This is a genomic window from Ruegeria sp. BF10, assembly GCF_056538725.1.
In genome coordinates this window covers 598,758-614,345 of the sequence record NZ_JBQFTR010000001.1, presented here as the reverse complement: position 1 = coordinate 614,345, position 15,588 = coordinate 598,758, and the positions used below count along the sequence as shown (strand labels likewise).

At 60.2% G+C, this 15,588-nt stretch carries 19 protein-coding genes and 1 other RNA gene; 13 read left to right on the top strand and 7 right to left on the bottom strand.

The window, feature by feature from the left end; genetic code table 11:
* Window positions 1-11 precede the first annotated feature (11 nt).
* Together ACR0DJ_RS03130 and ACR0DJ_RS03125 are read left to right on the top strand one after the other, a co-directional pair.
* Window positions 12-854 (top strand): DUF2182 domain-containing protein, encoded by an 843-nt coding sequence (locus tag ACR0DJ_RS03130; RefSeq protein WP_480683848.1) that lies wholly within the window; start codon window positions 12-14, stop codon window positions 852-854.
* A 67-nt stretch (window positions 855-921) separates the two neighbouring features.
* Window positions 922-1,254: a GYD domain-containing protein gene (locus ACR0DJ_RS03125; protein WP_152458759.1), complete on the top strand. Its 333-nt coding sequence runs from the start codon at window positions 922-924 to the stop codon at window positions 1,252-1,254.
* A 6-nt stretch (window positions 1,255-1,260) separates the two neighbouring features.
* Here ACR0DJ_RS03125 and rnpB read toward each other — a convergent pair.
* The 5 genes from rnpB to gatC form a co-directional block, all read right to left on the bottom strand.
* Window positions 1,261-1,660: RNase P RNA component class A (gene rnpB, locus ACR0DJ_RS03120), an RNA gene on the bottom strand.
* A gap of 122 nt (window positions 1,661-1,782) precedes the next feature.
* A complete protein-coding gene (locus tag ACR0DJ_RS03115) occupies window positions 1,783-2,493 on the bottom strand; it encodes an N-acetylmuramoyl-L-alanine amidase (RefSeq protein WP_425078664.1) in 711 nt (236 codons plus the stop codon).
* Window positions 2,444-3,148 (bottom strand): hypothetical protein, encoded by a 705-nt coding sequence (locus ACR0DJ_RS03110; protein WP_170343619.1) that lies wholly within the window; start codon window positions 3,146-3,148, stop codon window positions 2,444-2,446. Before ACR0DJ_RS03110 ends, ACR0DJ_RS03115 begins: the two co-directional genes overlap by 50 nt.
* Before the next feature lie 38 nt (window positions 3,149-3,186).
* The gene (gene gatA / locus ACR0DJ_RS03105; RefSeq protein WP_480683847.1) at window positions 3,187-4,674 is read right to left on the bottom strand and encodes an Asp-tRNA(Asn)/Glu-tRNA(Gln) amidotransferase subunit GatA; all 1,488 of its coding nucleotides are present in this window, start codon (window positions 4,672-4,674) and stop codon (window positions 3,187-3,189) included.
* 3 nt (window positions 4,675-4,677) lie between these two features.
* Window positions 4,678-4,965, bottom strand: a complete 288-nt coding sequence (gene gatC, locus ACR0DJ_RS03100; protein ID WP_117868236.1) for an Asp-tRNA(Asn)/Glu-tRNA(Gln) amidotransferase subunit GatC — start codon at window positions 4,963-4,965, stop codon at window positions 4,678-4,680.
* Window positions 4,966-5,193: 228 nt separating this feature from the next.
* On the opposite strand from gatC, the gene ACR0DJ_RS03095 reads away from it, so the two are divergent.
* Together ACR0DJ_RS03095 and ACR0DJ_RS03090 are read left to right on the top strand one after the other, a co-directional pair.
* A complete protein-coding gene (locus ACR0DJ_RS03095; RefSeq protein ID WP_170343617.1) occupies window positions 5,194-5,352 on the top strand; it encodes a hypothetical protein in 159 nt (52 codons plus the stop codon).
* 156 nt (window positions 5,353-5,508) lie between these two features.
* Complete coding sequence (locus ACR0DJ_RS03090; RefSeq protein WP_425078665.1) at window positions 5,509-6,072, top strand: DUF4202 domain-containing protein; 564 nt, start codon at window positions 5,509-5,511, stop codon at window positions 6,070-6,072.
* A gap of 71 nt (window positions 6,073-6,143) precedes the next feature.
* Here the strand turns inward: ACR0DJ_RS03090 and ACR0DJ_RS03085 are convergent, their stop codons facing one another.
* The gene (locus ACR0DJ_RS03085) at window positions 6,144-6,815 is read right to left on the bottom strand and encodes a ceramidase domain-containing protein (RefSeq protein WP_480683846.1); all 672 of its coding nucleotides are present in this window, start codon (window positions 6,813-6,815) and stop codon (window positions 6,144-6,146) included.
* Window positions 6,816-6,875: 60 nt separating this feature from the next.
* Between ACR0DJ_RS03085 and ACR0DJ_RS03080 the strand changes: the two genes are divergently transcribed.
* On the top strand, window positions 6,876-7,568 hold the full coding sequence (locus ACR0DJ_RS03080; RefSeq protein WP_170343614.1) for a metal-dependent hydrolase: 693 nt from the start codon (window positions 6,876-6,878) through the stop codon (window positions 7,566-7,568).
* Between the two features lie 15 nt (window positions 7,569-7,583).
* Here ACR0DJ_RS03080 and ACR0DJ_RS03075 read toward each other — a convergent pair whose 3' ends face one another.
* Complete coding sequence (locus tag ACR0DJ_RS03075; protein ID WP_480683845.1) at window positions 7,584-8,048, bottom strand: nucleoside deaminase; 465 nt, start codon at window positions 8,046-8,048, stop codon at window positions 7,584-7,586.
* On the opposite strand from ACR0DJ_RS03075, the gene ACR0DJ_RS03070 reads away from it, so the two are divergent.
* From ACR0DJ_RS03070 to ACR0DJ_RS03035, 8 genes are all read left to right on the top strand, one after another.
* Window positions 8,047-8,925, top strand: a complete 879-nt coding sequence (locus tag ACR0DJ_RS03070) for a pseudouridine synthase (protein ID WP_480683844.1) — start codon at window positions 8,047-8,049, stop codon at window positions 8,923-8,925. The genes ACR0DJ_RS03075 and ACR0DJ_RS03070 overlap by 2 nt on opposite strands.
* Window positions 8,926-9,100: 175 nt before the next feature.
* Window positions 9,101-10,015, top strand: a complete 915-nt coding sequence (locus tag ACR0DJ_RS03065) for a 5-bromo-4-chloroindolyl phosphate hydrolysis family protein (RefSeq protein ID WP_480683843.1) — start codon at window positions 9,101-9,103, stop codon at window positions 10,013-10,015.
* Window positions 10,016-10,044: 29 nt separating this feature from the next.
* A complete protein-coding gene (locus ACR0DJ_RS03060; protein WP_480683841.1) occupies window positions 10,045-11,235 on the top strand; it encodes a toxic anion resistance protein in 1,191 nt (396 codons plus the stop codon).
* A gap of 49 nt (window positions 11,236-11,284) precedes the next feature.
* Window positions 11,285-12,205 (top strand): DUF2927 domain-containing protein, encoded by a 921-nt coding sequence (locus ACR0DJ_RS03055; RefSeq protein WP_170343609.1) that lies wholly within the window; start codon window positions 11,285-11,287, stop codon window positions 12,203-12,205.
* Window positions 12,206-12,227: 22 nt separating this feature from the next.
* Window positions 12,228-13,376, top strand: coding sequence for an SPFH domain-containing protein (locus ACR0DJ_RS03050; protein WP_480683840.1), 1,149 nt, complete (start codon window positions 12,228-12,230; stop codon window positions 13,374-13,376).
* 9 nt (window positions 13,377-13,385) lie between these two features.
* The gene (locus tag ACR0DJ_RS03045) at window positions 13,386-13,703 is read left to right on the top strand and encodes a CPCC family cysteine-rich protein (RefSeq protein ID WP_257599150.1); all 318 of its coding nucleotides are present in this window, start codon (window positions 13,386-13,388) and stop codon (window positions 13,701-13,703) included.
* Window positions 13,704-13,710: 7 nt separating this feature from the next.
* Window positions 13,711-14,826, top strand: coding sequence for a TFIIB-type zinc finger domain-containing protein (locus ACR0DJ_RS03040; protein WP_425078672.1), 1,116 nt, complete (start codon window positions 13,711-13,713; stop codon window positions 14,824-14,826).
* A 65-nt stretch (window positions 14,827-14,891) separates the two neighbouring features.
* Window positions 14,892-15,560 (top strand): nitroreductase, encoded by a 669-nt coding sequence (locus tag ACR0DJ_RS03035; RefSeq protein ID WP_480683839.1) that lies wholly within the window; start codon window positions 14,892-14,894, stop codon window positions 15,558-15,560.
* The last annotated feature ends 28 nt before the right edge of the window (window positions 15,561-15,588 follow it).

Sequence of the window (15,588 nt, the reverse complement as noted above, 5' to 3'; positions counted from 1 at the left end):
AGAGAACCCCCATGGCCAAACAGAACGCATCGCCCCGGGGCCGGACGGTTGAGCGGTTGCTGAGACAGGACAACGCGATTGTTCTGGGAAGCGTCCTTCTGATCATCCTCGGTGCAACCTGGTACACGATAGCCGGCGTCGGGATGAACATGTCCGCGGTCGAGATGACCCGGATGGCCGGCCCGGTCGGAGACCCTATGCAAATGGGCCCGGCAGCAGCGTGGAGCGCAAGCTATGCTTTGCTGATCTTTCTGATGTGGTGGGTCATGATGATCGCCATGATGACCCCGAGCGCTGCGCCTGCCGTTCTTCTGTTCATCGCGGTCAAGCGGACAGGGCCTGAAACGCATCGGACGGTTGCGTTCAGCCTGTGGTTTTTATCCGGCTATCTGGTGGTCTGGGGGGCGCTCAGCCTGATTGCAACCGCATTGCAATGGGGGTTGGAACATGTCGGGCTGTCCGACGGGCCGATGATGACGATCAGCTCGGGCGTCTTCGCAGGAAGTATTCTGCTGGCGGCTGGCGCCTATCAGTTTTCAGGTTTGAAAAACGCATGCCTGCGCCACTGTCAAAGCCCCGCACGTTTCCTGGCCGATCACAACCGACCCGGAACATTCGGTGCATTCCGAACCGGTATCCTGCACGGCACGTATTGTCTGGGATGCTGCTGGGCACTGATGTTGCTGCTGTTCGTCGGTGGGATCATGAATCTCTACTGGATTGTCGGAATTGCCGCCTATGTCGCGCTGGAAAAACTCCTGCCCGGGGCCCGGTGGCTTGTGCCGGTGACAGGTTCTGCGCTGATCGGCGCTGGCCTCTGGTTCATCACGGCGCCGTTGTTTTCTGGCACCTGATTTTCGACGGCCCCGGGGTCGGCTGACTTGAAGACCCAAAAACGATTTGATGTAACAGGAGGTATCCATGCCCATTTTCATTACTTACGCATCTTACTCGCAAGCCGGTGTCAAAGGCATGTTGCAAAAGCCCGAGAACCGCACCGGTCCGGTGAAGGCTCTGCTGGAAAAAGTAGGTGGCAGGTTGCTGTCCTTCTACATGACAACCGGCAGCAACGACGTGGTCGTGATCAGCGAAGCCCCTGATGGCACAGACGCCGTGGCCGTTGGCATGGCCGTCGCCGCATCGGGTGCAGTGACGAACATTGAAACCGTTCGCGCCTGGACTGCGGACGAGTTCACGTCGATAACCGAAAAGGCGGCGGCGCTGACCGGCTCCTACACGCCGCCCGGAGGATAGGAGGATACGCGCGGAGGACCTGTAAGCCGGATCTTGTTCCGGGGTTGCCCCCTTCGATGACCATTCCTCTAGGCCGTGCATTGCTGCACGGCTCAAGCTGCCAACCCGGTCCCTCTCGGCCAAGACGCGCTTAGCGGCGGTATCGGCTTGCGCCGACCGGCCCGCGCGGGGACCCTATTTGGCATTGCTCCCGGTGGGGCTTGCCGTGCCGCCGCTGTTGCCAGCGGCGCGGTGGGCTCTTACCCCACCGTTTCACCCTTACCCTTGACCGAAGTCGCAGGCGGTCTGATTTCTGTGGCGCTTTCCGTCGGGTTACCCCGCCCGGGCGTTACCCGGCACCGTTGTCTTGTGGAGTCCGGACTTTCCTCTCGGGCCTTGCGACCCCAGCGGCCATCCGGCCCTCCGCGCTTGGGCTGGGTAGGCTCTGCGCTCTGCATCGTCAAGAGTGGAAAGGGGTTAAGGGGCCAGCCCCTTCTTGGCCTGCGGCCAATTCAACCCCGGGATATTTTCGGCCAGATGAAGTGCGGATCAGGAGTGCCGGATCAACGGGGCGAGGTCGGCTTGCTGCAATGGCCCCCTGCCCCATGGGCGGTATCGAAGACGGACGGCATGCAACAGAGTTTCATTGTCTACATCAGCGTTGAAACCGGCGGCTTGAGCCAGGTTTCGGAACTGGCCCTCTGATGCAGTTGGCAGACCAGCGGCATTTCCGCGGGGCGCGGCCAGCAAATTGCGCTCGAGCCGCGACCAGTCAAATCGCGGACCGGGGTCAAATTTGCGCCCGGGCGCCATGTCCGAATGGCCGATAACACCGTTTGGCAAGATGGCCCAACGGTGCATTATCTGGCGCAACAGCTGTTCCAGCCGGTGCATCTGGGGTTCCGGGAACGGATGCTTGCCGGTGTTGTCCAACTCGATGCCAATGGAACGAGAGTTGATGTCGGTCTGACCGTGCCATTCTCCGGCACCCGCGTGCCAAGCGCGGTGCTCTTCACGCACCATCTGCCACAGCGTGCCATCATTGCCGATCAGGTAGTGGGCCGAGACCTCGGCCTTTGGGTCGCACAGACGATCCAGAGCCGCCTGCGCGCTGTCCATCGCCGTGTAGTGGATCACGATCAAAGACGGCGTCAGACCACCCCGGCGTTCGCCGAAATTTGGCGACGGATGCCAGATCGGGCTCAGGGCGTCAATTGCTGACGGCACTGCGGAACGGGCTTGGGTCCCAGCCACATGCATAGCCGTCCCCATCCGGGTCCAGACCTTTGCGATCACGCTGGGGGCCGCCATTGGACAGAAACTCGATCTGAGCCTGATCGGGGGATGGGAATTGCGCGCAGTTCCTCTGAGCCTTGGCCTGAAGGTTGAAGCCCGAGCGGCTGTAGAGTTGGGTGCCGACGGGATTGGACGTGCTCAACGCGTATTGCACGATGTTTGTCTGGCCGCTCGCCGTACGCTCGGGCACTGCCGTAGGGGCCACGATTTCGTAGGTCTGGCGGTTCTGCTCGATCCGGGCGGCGTCGGATTCGATGCTGCGGCGTTCGGACACGGCAGAAAAATCCTGTTCATCCGAAATCGCACCAGTGTTCGCCACCGGAACCGCCGTAGCAGCGGCTGGGTCTTGGCCAGATGTGCTGGCCAATGCCGCCGCGGCCTGGTTGGCGATATCCGCGTTTTCACCCGTCGCAACAGTCGCCGCACCAGGAGCGCCCAGCGGTTGTTGTGACACATCGACCGGAGCCAGCAGAGGGTTGCCGACCGCACCCTGACCTGCCAATTGAGCCTCGCGCTGCGCCTGGTATTCAGGCGTGTTGAAACCTGTGCTGGTCAGCGGCGCGACATCCGTGCATGCAGCTGCCAGTGCAAGAGCGGGCACCAAAAGCAAAACGCGCATTGTTTGGCTCCGTGTCTAGTGCTTCAGTTGCCCGAGGCTTACCACCATTTCACGGGCTTGGCCACAAAACCGGCCGCATTTTCCAGCGCATAGGCGGTGTTGAGCAGATCGCCTTCTTCCCAAGGACGCCCGATCAGTTGCAATCCCAGCGGAAGGCCTTGTGTGTCCAGCCCTGCGGGGACCGAGATACCGGGCAAACCGGCCAGGTTCACGGTCACTGTAAAGACGTCGTTCAAATACATTTGAACTGGATCTGCTTCGGTCATTTCGCCCAGACCGAAGGCTGCCGATGGGGTTGCCGGGGTCAGGATGGCGTCGACCCCGGCCGCGAACACGTCTTCGAAGTCTTTCTTGATCAGCGTGCGCACCTTGCGGGCACGGTTGTAATAGGCGTCGTAGAAACCAGCCGACAGAACATAGGTACCGACCATGACCCGGCGCTGCACTTCGTGACCAAAGCCCTCGGCGCGGGTCTTTTCATACATCTCGGTGATGCCATCCCCCTGCGCCAACTGCGCACGATGCCCATAGCGGACACCGTCATAGCGGGCGAGGTTCGAAGACGCCTCGGCCGGGGCGATCACATAGTAGGCAGGCAGCGCATACTTGGTGTGCGGCAGCGAGATATCGACGATCTCGGCCCCCGCATCCTTCAGCATCGCGGCACCGTCGGCCCAGAGCTTTTCGATCTCGGCGGGCATGCCGTCCATGCGGTATTCCTTGGGGATACCGATCTTCTTGCCCTTGATGTCTCCGGTCAGCATCGCTTCGAAATTCGGGACGGCCAGGTCCGCACTGGTCGAATCCTTGGCGTCATGACCGCACATGGTTTCCAGCATGATCGCGGCGTCGCGGACATTCTTGGTCATCGGCCCGGCCTGATCCAGCGAGGATGCAAAGGCAACAATGCCCCAACGAGAGCAGCGACCATAAGTCGGCTTGATGCCGGTGATGCCGACAAAAGCCGCGGGCTGGCGGATGGAACCGCCGGTATCGGTGCCCGTTGCCGCAAGGCACAGATCGGCAGCAACGGCCGCCGCCGACCCGCCGGACGAGCCACCCGGCGTCAGCTGCGTATCATCGTTGCCACGACGCCAAGGGCTGACGGCATTGCCATAGACCGATGTTTCGTTGGACGACCCCATGGCGAATTCGTCCATGTTCAGCTTGCCCAGCATAACGGCACCTGCGTCAGCCAGTTGCTGTGAAACAGTGGATTCGTATTCCGGCTTGAATCCTTCAAGAATGCCCGACGCGGCTTGCGACGGCACGCCCTTGGTGCAGAACAGGTCCTTGATGCCGATCGGCAGGCCACACATTGACGGAGCGTCGCCACCTTTGATCCGTTCATCCGCCGCCTTGGCGCGTTCCATCGCGATCTCAGGCGTCTTGTGGACGAATGCGTTCAGCGCATCTGCTTCATCAATGGCTTTCAGGCAGGCGTCTGTCAGCTCAACAGAAGTGACGTCGCCGGCTCGCAATGCGTCGCGGGCCTCGGCCAGACCCATTTTGTTCAGATCGCTCATGTCTTACTCCACCACTTTGGGGACTGCGAAGAACCCTTCGCGGGCGTCGGGGGCGTTGGCCAGAATCTTGTCCTGCTGATTGCCATCGGTGACTTCGTCCTGACGACGCTTGAGGCGCATGGGTGTGACCGAGACCATCGGCTCGACACCTTCCACATCCACTTCGTTCAGCTGTTCGATGAACCCCAGGATGGTGTTGAACTCGGATGCCAGCGCCGGCAGCGCGTCATCCTCGACCTTGATCCGGGCCAGTTTGGCCACTTTGGCGGCGGTGCTTTGGTCAATCGACATCGGCTTCCCTCATCTACGTTAGGGGGCGTTTACCCGTCTGTAGCGACAGTCGCAAGACCGGGGTGCCATGGGCAGGTGCGAGTTTGGAATTCCCTCCACTTCTGCGGCCATTCAAAACTGAATGGCCGGTATGCAAAAAAGTAAACCGAATAGTTCATTATCGATCTTGAAAACTGAACTGTACTGTTCACTTTATTTATGCGACATAACGCAAACCGGAGAAAAAACATGAAACCCCTGATAACAGCCGCAGTCTTGTCCGCCACGATTTTGGCCGCACCGGCCATGGCTTTGGGTATCGACACAAGCAACCTGACACGCACGTTGACCTTCCCGTCCCCTATCGCGGAACCGGTCACGCAGGATCAGGTTAAACCTGCCAAGTAAAGCGCAGGTCCCGGCCGGGTCAGATATCCCCTCTCTGACCCGGCCGTTTTTCATTTTCGAGGATGCACATCCCAGGGCAAGCCGTTAGCATGACGTCGAATACAGAACAGAACTGCGCCGAGGTTTCGTAGTTCAGGCAAGCCAGTGGAGCAGATGATGAGCGCGCAAAAACAAGCGGTTCTGGACGCAATCGACGCAGCCAATGCAAATGACCCCAACCAAGACGATGGCCGCCCTGCGGCACTGCTGTATGGCGAACGCATGAGTGCCGAGTTGGACCGCCTGTTTCCGGACGCTTCTGACGCCCTTCAGATCGCCGCGCGCGGGCAGCATGTGGAACGTTGGAAACTTGCCCGCAGTGAATATCCCGAAGGCCGGGCTGGATACCTATCATGGCGCAAGGCGCAGGGCGAACACCATGCCGACGTGGTCATGGGGTTGATGACCCGTGAAGGTTATGACGCGGAACAGGTCGAGGCCGCAGGGCGCATGCTGCGCAAACAGGGCATCAAGCGCGATGCAGAGGTGCAGGCGCTGGAAGACGTGATCTGCTTTGTATTCCTGAAATGGTATTTCCAGCCCTTTGCCGCGAAACACTCGGCCGAGAAAATCCAGAGCATCGTTGAAAAAACGGCTCGCAAGATGTCGCCCGAAGGCCGCGCTCGGGTGTTGAGCGAATTTGATCTGCCCGACCATCTGGCGGCAGCCTTTCAGAACTAGGATCGGACCAAGGCGGTTTCGTTGACCTCCTTGTCACGAAGCTCGGAGGACACACGCGATCCTTCCGCGCCTCAAGACGCCGGGCCTTTGCCAAAACGGCCCCTGACAAGAGCCGCGCGATACACTTCGATCATCCAACCCAGCATGATGGCATTCAGGATATGCCACATGAAATGCGTCCCCATCGGCCATTGCCTGCAAATTGGCAGATCGACCGCCCGGAAAGTGATCGATAGAATCAGGATCAGAGCCCCAAGCGTCATCCCTCTGGCCAAGTTCGGATCATTGCCCCGCAGCAGGAACGCGTAGATCAGGATCAACAAAGGGACCGGCGCATAAGCCGCCGACCCACCAATCCCCGGCACAAGCTGGAACAGGGGCGCAACGGCCGCCGCATAGGGAAGAAACAGAAGTGTACCGCAGATCGCCAATCCAGACGACATGCGACAGATGTCGCGGTTCACCGCATATATATAGACCAATATGAACAGCAGGATCGGCGCCACATCCGCCAAGGCCGCCCAAACCCGGGCATGGGTGTGAAACAGATAGCTTCCGATCCCGATCATGGCCAAAATCACGACCAGACCCTTGGCCAGCGGCATGTCCTGATCACGCACGCGCCGCCACATGATCCATGCGGCAATCAGAAAAGCAGCGTTCGTGATCGCATTGATCGGCTCGGCCCAATAGTCCGGCGACACGCGTTCGCAATAGCCATCAATTTCTCGAATCCAGTCCATGGAATTTTACATAGCCGATGCTAGGCTGCTGCCAAGAGACCTTATGGGAGGAAAACCGGAATGAACATTATCTGGCTGGGCCATGGCAGTTTTCGCATTGAAACTCAGGGGCAGGTTCTGTTGATCGACCCGTGGCTGACCGGCAATCCGGTCTTGCCGGAAGATCAGCATGATGCAGCGCTGGATGGTGCGTCTCATATCCTTCTGACCCACACGCATTTCGACCATGTGGTTGACATTCTGCCGCTGGCCAAACACCTGAAAATCCCCGTTGTCGGACAGTATGACCTGATGGGATACTGGAGCGAAGCGGAAGGCATCGAGACCATCGGTTTCAACAAGGGTGGCACCGTCGACCTGAACGGCGTCAAGGTGACAATGGTTCCGGCCTCTCACAGTTCGACTTTTTCAACACCAGATGGTCTGCGCACCGGCGGCAGCGAGGTCGGCTTCATGATCGCGGCCGAGGGGCGTATGCTCTATGTTTCGGGCGATACCGACATCATGGCGGACATGGATTGGATGGGGGATTACTACAAGCCCGATATCGGCATCCTTTCAGCCGGCGGGCATTTCACCATGGATATGAAAGCCGCCGCCTATGCCGCGAAACGGTACTTCGACTTCAAGACGGTCATCCCATGCCACTACAGGACGTTCCCCATTCTGGAACAATCCGCACGGGCATTGATCGACGGATTGCCGGGGGTCGATGTGATCGAACCTGAGGTCATGAAAGCCATCACCGTCTGACGACAGCGCAGCGCGTCAACCCGGCGCGTCTTTGCGGCGCGCTTCGAAGAAGGCCTTCAAAAGCGCGGCGGCCTCTTCGCCTGCAATCCCGTCATAGACCTCGGGCACGTGATGCGCCTGTGCATGTGAAAACACGCGCGCGCCATGCGCCACGCCCCCGGATTTGGGGTCTGCCGCACCGTAATAGATCCGCCGGATGCGCACGGCCGCCAAGGCTGCGGCGCACATCGCGCAAGGCTCCAGCGTGACATAGAGATCGTGATCCGGCAGCCGTTCAGAGCCCGCCTGCGCACAGGCTGCTCGCAAGGCCATGATTTCCGCATGGGCCGTGGGATCATTCAACTCGCGCGTCCGGTTTCCGGCCGCGGCCACGACCGTTCCGTCCGGACCAACGACAACAGCCCCCACGGGCACCTCCCCCCTGTCGGCTGCCGCTCGCGCCTCGGACAGGGCCTGTTGCATATGCGATTTGAACACCATGCCCCTGACTGCATCAGAAACCCGCCTTTCGCAAGCGCGCGGGATGCGGTATGGCCCTGACATGAACAAGACCCCACCCCCCGGCGATCGGATCGCCAAAGTCCTGGCCCGCGCTGGTGTAGCGTCGCGGCGCGAGGCGGAACGCATGATCGAAGCAGGCCGCGTGGCAGTGAATGGCAAGACCATCGACAGCCCAGCCCTGAACGTGACGGCGAAAGACAAGATCGCAGTCGACGGCAAGCCGGTCTCGGAACCGGAACCGTCGCGTCTCTGGCTGTATCACAAGCCCGCCGGGTTGGTGACGACGACCAGCGACGAAAAAGGACGAGAGACAATTTTCGACAAGCTGCCCGACGACATGCCACGGGTGATGAGCGTCGGTCGGCTGGACCTGAATTCCGAAGGATTGCTGCTGTTGACCAACGATGGCGGCATCAAGCGCAAGCTGGAACTGCCCTCGACCGGCTGGTTGCGGAAGTACCGCGTGCGGGTGAACGGTCGCCCGAAGGACGAGGATTTCGAACCGCTGCGCAAGGGGCTGGTGATCGAGGGAGAGCGGTTTCAGCCAATGACCGTGTCTCTGGATCGCCAACAGGGCGCAAATGCCTGGCTGACGATCGGCCTGCGCGAAGGCAAGAACCGCGAAATCCGTCGCGCGATGGAAGATATCGGCTTAACCGTGAACCGACTGTTGCGCGTGTCCTATGGCCCCTTCCAGCTGGGGACCCTGAAACAGGGCGAGGTCGAGGAAATCCGCCGCCGCGTTCTGCGCGACCAGCTGGGTCTGGACGCCGAGGACAAACCCGACAACGCGCCCAAACGCCCGTCACGGCCACAAAGAAAACGGCCTCGGATCGGCAAGAATCCCCGCAAGTGATGCGGGTTCGGCAACCTTCCCCCTAGCGCTAAGCCCGCGTATCCCCTAAATTTTCAGTGAAAGCTGCTATTTGGGGGGCGTGATGTCCGGAAGCGGAGTGCAAAAACTGGCCTACGCGGCACTGCTGGTACTGTTGTTCGGCGTCTGCACTGGCTTGCTCGGGGGTCTGTAAGCCATGGCAAAACGGTTTGGCGGCAAATACAGCCCGCACGGCGATGAATCGGAAAACACCCCACTGCCGAGGGGTCAGTTTGACGGCGCGCGGGTCGAGCCCGCTGGCGCACGTGCGAATATTCTGTTTGTGCCCGCCATTCCTCTGGTATTTCTGTCCCTGAACGACGGCGCGATTGGCATGACCATGGGGCTGGTCGCCGCTGGTTTCCTGACGGCGGCCGCATTCTTGCTGCGGGAAGGTCTGAGGGCCGAGGCCGCGTACAACGCCCGCAAAACCGCCCGACGGCCCGCTTTTCCGCGCAAGATATTTGCCAGTGTTCTCACGGGCCTTGGCGCAGGCCTTGCGTCTTACAGATCCGAGTTTCTGGACGCTGAAGCAACAGCGCAGGTCAGCCTGTTGGCCCCCGCGCTGTTTGGCGTGGCAGCGACCGTTCTGCATTCTGTCTCATTCGGCCTTGATCCGATGAAGAACAAGGGCATGGAGGGGGTCGACACCTTTCAGCAAGACCGCGTGGCCCGCGTGGTCGATGATGCCGAGAAACATTTGTCGGAAATGACGGATGCCATAAAACGCGCGGGCGACCGACGCGTCGAAGCCCGGGTCGAGCGATTTCAGGACACCGCACGTGACCTGTTCCGCACGGTCGAGGAAGACCCCCGCGATCTGGCCGGTGCCAGAAAATACCTGACCGTTTATCTACAGGGCGCGCGTGATGCGACTGTCAAATTTGCCGATATCTACGCGCGCACCCGCGACGCGCAGGCACTGGCCGACTATTCCGCCCTGCTGGACGATCTGGAACAGAATTTTGCCGCGCGTACGCGGAAAATGTTATTGGATGACCGCAGTGATCTGACGGTCGAAATCGACGTGCTGCGTGAAAGATTGCAGCGCGAAGGCGTCCGGCTGGACTGACCGGCCATATTTGAGCGAGGAACATCCCCATGTCCGATGAGATCAAGAAAAAGGCGGTACAGGCCGAAACTCTGGTACAGGAAGTCACCGCAGTTGCCCTGCCCGAACCACAGGCCGAGGTCGTGTCGCTGGAGGAAGCCGACGAACCCGTCAGCGCCGAAATCCGCAAGCGGATGAATGAAATCGACATGGACAACACCAATTCGATCGTCGCGTTCGGCTCGTCCGCGCAGGCCGAGTTGCAGGAGATCAGCCAGGCCATGCTTGCGGATGTGCGCAACAAGGATGTCGGCCCGGCCGGTGACAGCCTGCGCAACATCGTAACCACGATACGCGGGTTCTCGGTCAGTGAACTAGACGTGCGCCGCGAGCGCAGCTGGTGGGAAAAACTGTTGGGCAGGGCTGCACCATTTGCGAAATTCACCGCCCAGTACGAAGAGGTTCAGGACCAGATCGACCGCATTACCGACGATCTACTGGGGCATGAGCATACGCTGCTCAAGGATATCAAGTCTTTGGACATGCTGTATGAAAAGACCTTGGATTTCTATGATGAACTGGCGCTGTACATCGCGGCGGGCGAAGAGAAGCTGACCGAGTTGGACAGCCACGACATCCCTGAAAAGGAGGCCGAAGTTCAGGCCGCTCCGGAAGACCAGCAAGTGATGAAGGCGCAGGAACTGCGTGACATGCGCGCGGCGCGGGACGACCTTGAACGCCGGGTTCATGACCTGAAACTGACACGACAGGTCACGATGCAGTCCCTGCCGTCGATCCGCTTGGTTCAGGAAAACGACAAATCGCTGGTCACCAAGATCAACTCGACACTGGTGAACACCGTCCCGCTTTGGGAAACGCAACTGGCCCAGGCGGTTACGATCCAGCGCAGCGCCGAAGCCGCCGCCGCGGTGCGGGATGCCAATGACCTGACCAACGAGCTTTTGACCTCGAACGCAGCCAACCTGCGTGAATCGAACAAGATGATCCGCGAAGAAATGGAGCGCGGTGTGTTCGACATCGAAGCAGTCAAGCAGGCCAATGCCGACCTGATTGGCACCATCAACGAAAGCCTTGCGATTGCGGACGAAGGCAAGGCCAAACGCGCCGCAGCCGAAGCCGAGTTGCAGAAGATGGAAAAGGAACTGCGCGACACTTTGGCGTCCGCCAAGGCACGGCGCGACGGAACTGGCGACACTGCCGGTACGGCGGTACCCGGTTAAGGGCGGGATCGGCGTGCGGGCCTTCGGTTACTTGAAAGGAACCTTGGGGATGGTATCGCTCTTGGCCTTGGCCAATTGCGACGAGACCCTGACGTCATCCGTTGTTCCACAACCTCGCCCGACACCCGCACCCGAGGCAGCCAATGCTTATGTGCCGCCATCTGCCGCAAGTCAGGATCTGGCGCGCTTTTATCGACGGGTTGAACGGGACCTGCTGGTGCGGGGGCTTTTACGCACCGATGGGGGCGGCCCCGACACCCCCTATGATGCCGACGATCTGGCGCGGAATTTCGAAGCGATCGCGTTCTACAGCGAATATCCGACGCAAAGCGTCGCGGCTGGCTCGCGTCAGACGGACGGGCAACTCAGCCGATGGTCCGGCTCTGTCCGGATACAGACCGAGTTCGGCCCCTCCGTGCTTCCTTCTGCACGGCAGCAAGATGCAGATCAGGTTCGGTCCTTTGCCACCCGTCTGGCCAGATTGACCGATCATCCGGTTTCCGTCGTCTCCCGCAACGCCAATTTCCATGTCTTTTTTGCAGGCAAGGATGACAGCGCCTATGTCGTATCCCGCCTGAAACAGCTGATCCCGAATATCAGTCAGGATTCGCTGAATCTGGTGGCCAATCCACGCGCCAATTTCGACTGTCTGGTGTTTGCGTCGGCTACGACCTCATCACCACACAGATATGTACGTGCCGTTTCCCTTATCCGGGCCGAATTGACGGATCTGGGCCGCCAAAGCTGCATTCACGAAGAAATTGCTCAGGGTCTTGGCCTGTCCAACGACAGCCCGGCAGCGCGACCTTCGATTTTCAACGATGATGACGAATTTGCCCTGCTGACCAGTCACGACGAAAAGCTGCTGACGATGTTGTATGACCCGCGATTGCAGCCCGGCATAGACGTTGATGAAGCACGACCCATTGTACGAATAATCGCACATGAATTGATGGGGCAGCCGCTCTGACCCCGATGACAGGAGAACCCAGATGGGAATTTTCGATTTTCTGACCGGAGAATTCATTGATGTCATTCATTGGGTGGACGACACCCGTGACACGATGGTCTGGCGGTTCGAACGCGAAGGCCACGAGATCAAGTATGGCGCCAAGCTGACCGTGCGCGAAGGTCAGGCGGCGGTATTCGTACACGAAGGCCAACTGGCCGACGTGTTCACGCCGGGCCTTTATATGCTCGAAACCAACAACATGCCGATCATGACGACGCTGCAACATTGGGATCACGGGTTCCAGTCGCCCTTCAAGTCCGAGATCTATTTCGTCAACACCACCCGGTTCAACGACCTGAAATGGGGCACCAAGAACCCGATCATGCTGCGCGACCCGGAATTCGGCCCGACCCGGATCCGCGCCTATGGTACTTATACGGTACGTGTGAAAGACCCGGCCAAGTTCCTGATCGAGATCGTGGGCACCGATGGTGAATTCACCATGGACGAGATCAGCTTTCAGATCCGCAACATCATCGTGCAGGAATTCAGCCGGGTCATTGCAGGCTCGGGCATTCCGGTTCTGGACATGGCCGCCAACACCGACGATCTGGGCAAGCTGATCGCGGCCGAGGTCTCACCCGTGCTCGACGGCTACGGCCTCGAGATGCCGGAATTCTATATCGAAAACATCTCACTGCCGCCGGCGGTCGAGGCAGCGCTGGACAAGCGCACCTCGATGGGGCTGGCGGGGGATCTGGGCAAGTTTACGCAGTATTCCGCAGCCGAGGCGATGACGGCGGCCGCCAGCAACCCAAACGGCGGTGGCGGCATGGGCGCTGGCCTTGGTATGGGAATGGGCATGGCGATGGCGAACCAGATGTCGAACATGGCAGCGGGTCGGCCGTCAGGCCCGTGGGGCGCGCCCGCGCCCGCTGCCCCGCAACCGTCTGCGCATGTCACCCCGCCGCCCCCGCCGCCGGTCGAGCATGTGTGGCACATCGCGGTGGACGGACAGACCAGCGGCCCGTTCTCGAAGGCCAAGATGGGCCGCATGGCCAGCGACGGCGAGATCACGCGCGACACCTACGTGTGGACGCCCGGTCAGGACGGCTGGAAGAAGGCGGGCGAGGTGCAGGAACTGGCGCAACTGTTCACTATTCTGCCGCCGCCCCCGCCCGGCGCATGAGGGCACCGCATGGCCGGCCTTGGAAAACGCTCGAAAAAGGGCAGGCGCAAGACGCGTCCCGACCCGCATTTCGTCTGCCCTTGCTGCGACTATGTCACCCTTTCGGAACGCGGAAAGTACCTGATCTGCCCGATCTGTTTCTGGGAGGACGAGGACATCCATTATGACACGAACCCACGCGAGCCCTCGGCGGCCAATCACGGCCTGACGCTGGCCGAGGGGCGGAAAAATTTCAGGACGATCGGGGCCTGCGAAGCCGAAATGCTGCCGCATGTCCTGCCCGAGGAAGACCGCGCGGACTATCTCTACTTCCCTCTCAAGGACTGAGCGCCTCATGACTCATGCCCCTGCCCCATCACCTGATTTTGCGGAACACCGTTTTCCGTGTGACCAGTGCGGCGCGGACTATCGGTTCGACCCGAAATCCGGCACGCTGACCTGCGATCACTGCGGCCATTCCGAACCGATCGGGGCTGGCCCCTGGGGCGGCGCCAGCCTGCGCGAGCTGGATTTCGACGCGGCCATCGCCGACCGCTTGCCTGACAGTGAAATCGAAGAGACGCGGGTTCTGTCCTGCCCGAACTGTGCGGCGCAGGTTGAATTCGACCCCAACACCCATGCTGCGGAATGCCCGTTCTGCGCCACCCCGGTCGTTACGGACACCGGGATAAACCGGCATATCAAACCGAAGGGCGTTCTGCCCTTTGCTCTGGATGAACGCTCGGCCCACAGGGCGATGAGCGATTGGCTGGGGCGGCTGTGGTTCGCGCCGAACGGGCTCAAGGAGTATGCCCGCAAGGGCCGCAGGATGCAGGGCATCTATGTGCCCTACTGGACCTTTGATGCCGACACGAAATCGGCCTATCGCGGAGAGCGCGGCACGGTCTACTATGAAACCCGCACCATCATGCGGGATGGCAAACGGGTGCAACAACAGGTGCCCAAGGTCCGCTGGACGCCCAAGTCCGGCCGGGTGGCCCGGTTCTTTGACGACGTGCTGGTATTGGCTTCAAGGTCTCTGCCCAAGGCTTACACGGATGCTCTGGAGCCTTGGGATCTCCCGGCTCTGGAACCCTACCAGCCAGAATACCTCGCCGGTTTTCGGGCCGAGGCCTATACGGTTGAACTGAAAGAGGGATATGCCGAGGCCCGCGCACATATGGCCCGCGTGATCGAGCGGGATGTGCGTTTTGATATTGGGGGCGACAGGCAACGTATCCATGCGGTGGACACTGATGTGCGCGATGTCACATTCAAACATATCCTGCTGCCGGTCTGGTTGGCGGCCTATAAGTATCGCGGCCAGACCTATCGTTTCGTGGTGAACGGCCGGACCGGTCGGGTTCAGGGAGAGCGCCCCTGGTCGGCAATAAAGATCACGATCGCCGTTGTACTTGGCCTGCTGGTTGCCGCAGGTGTCGGATATTTGATGGCAACAGGACAGCAATAACAGCCTCTTGTACAATTTACACCGCACCGTCATCCTCAGGCCTGCAACGTTGAGAAGAGGTCCACGTGTCGATTGCTGAATTGAATGCCTTGCTGGACAAACGTCATTCCTGCCGCGCCTTTCTTCCGGACCCGGTACCGCAAGACCAGATCGCGCAGATCGTGACCAGCGCGTCCCGGGTGCCAAGCTGGTGCAACGCGCAACCTTGGCAACTGGTCATCACCAGCGGAGACGAAACCGACAGGTTCCGCGACGCGATGTCAAACGAGGCGGAAAACGGCACACCGGCCCCGGATCTTCCATTTCCCACGTCTTACTCCGGCGTGTATCAAGACCGCCGCCGGACGTGCGGCTGGGCACTCTACAGCGCGGTTGGCGTAGAACGGGGGGACCGCGAAGGGTCGGCGCAGCAAATGATGCAGAACTTTGCCCTGTTTGGCGCACCACATTGTGCCATCATCTCAAGCCCGGCAGAGCTTGGACCTTATGGTGCAATGGATTGCGGCGGCTTTGTCACGGCTTTCGCGCTCGCTGCTCAGGCTTTGGGCGTGGCAACCATCCCACAAGCGGCATTGGCCGCATACAGCCCTTTTTTGCATCAGTATTTTCAGATCCCCGATGATCGTTTGATCCTGTGCGCAATTTCCTTTGGCTATTCGGATACGGATCATCCTGCAAACAGCTTCCGGACGGAACGTGCGGCATTGGGTGACTTTGTGGACTGGCGCGGCTAAACCGTCGCTCAGGCAGGCTCAACATCTC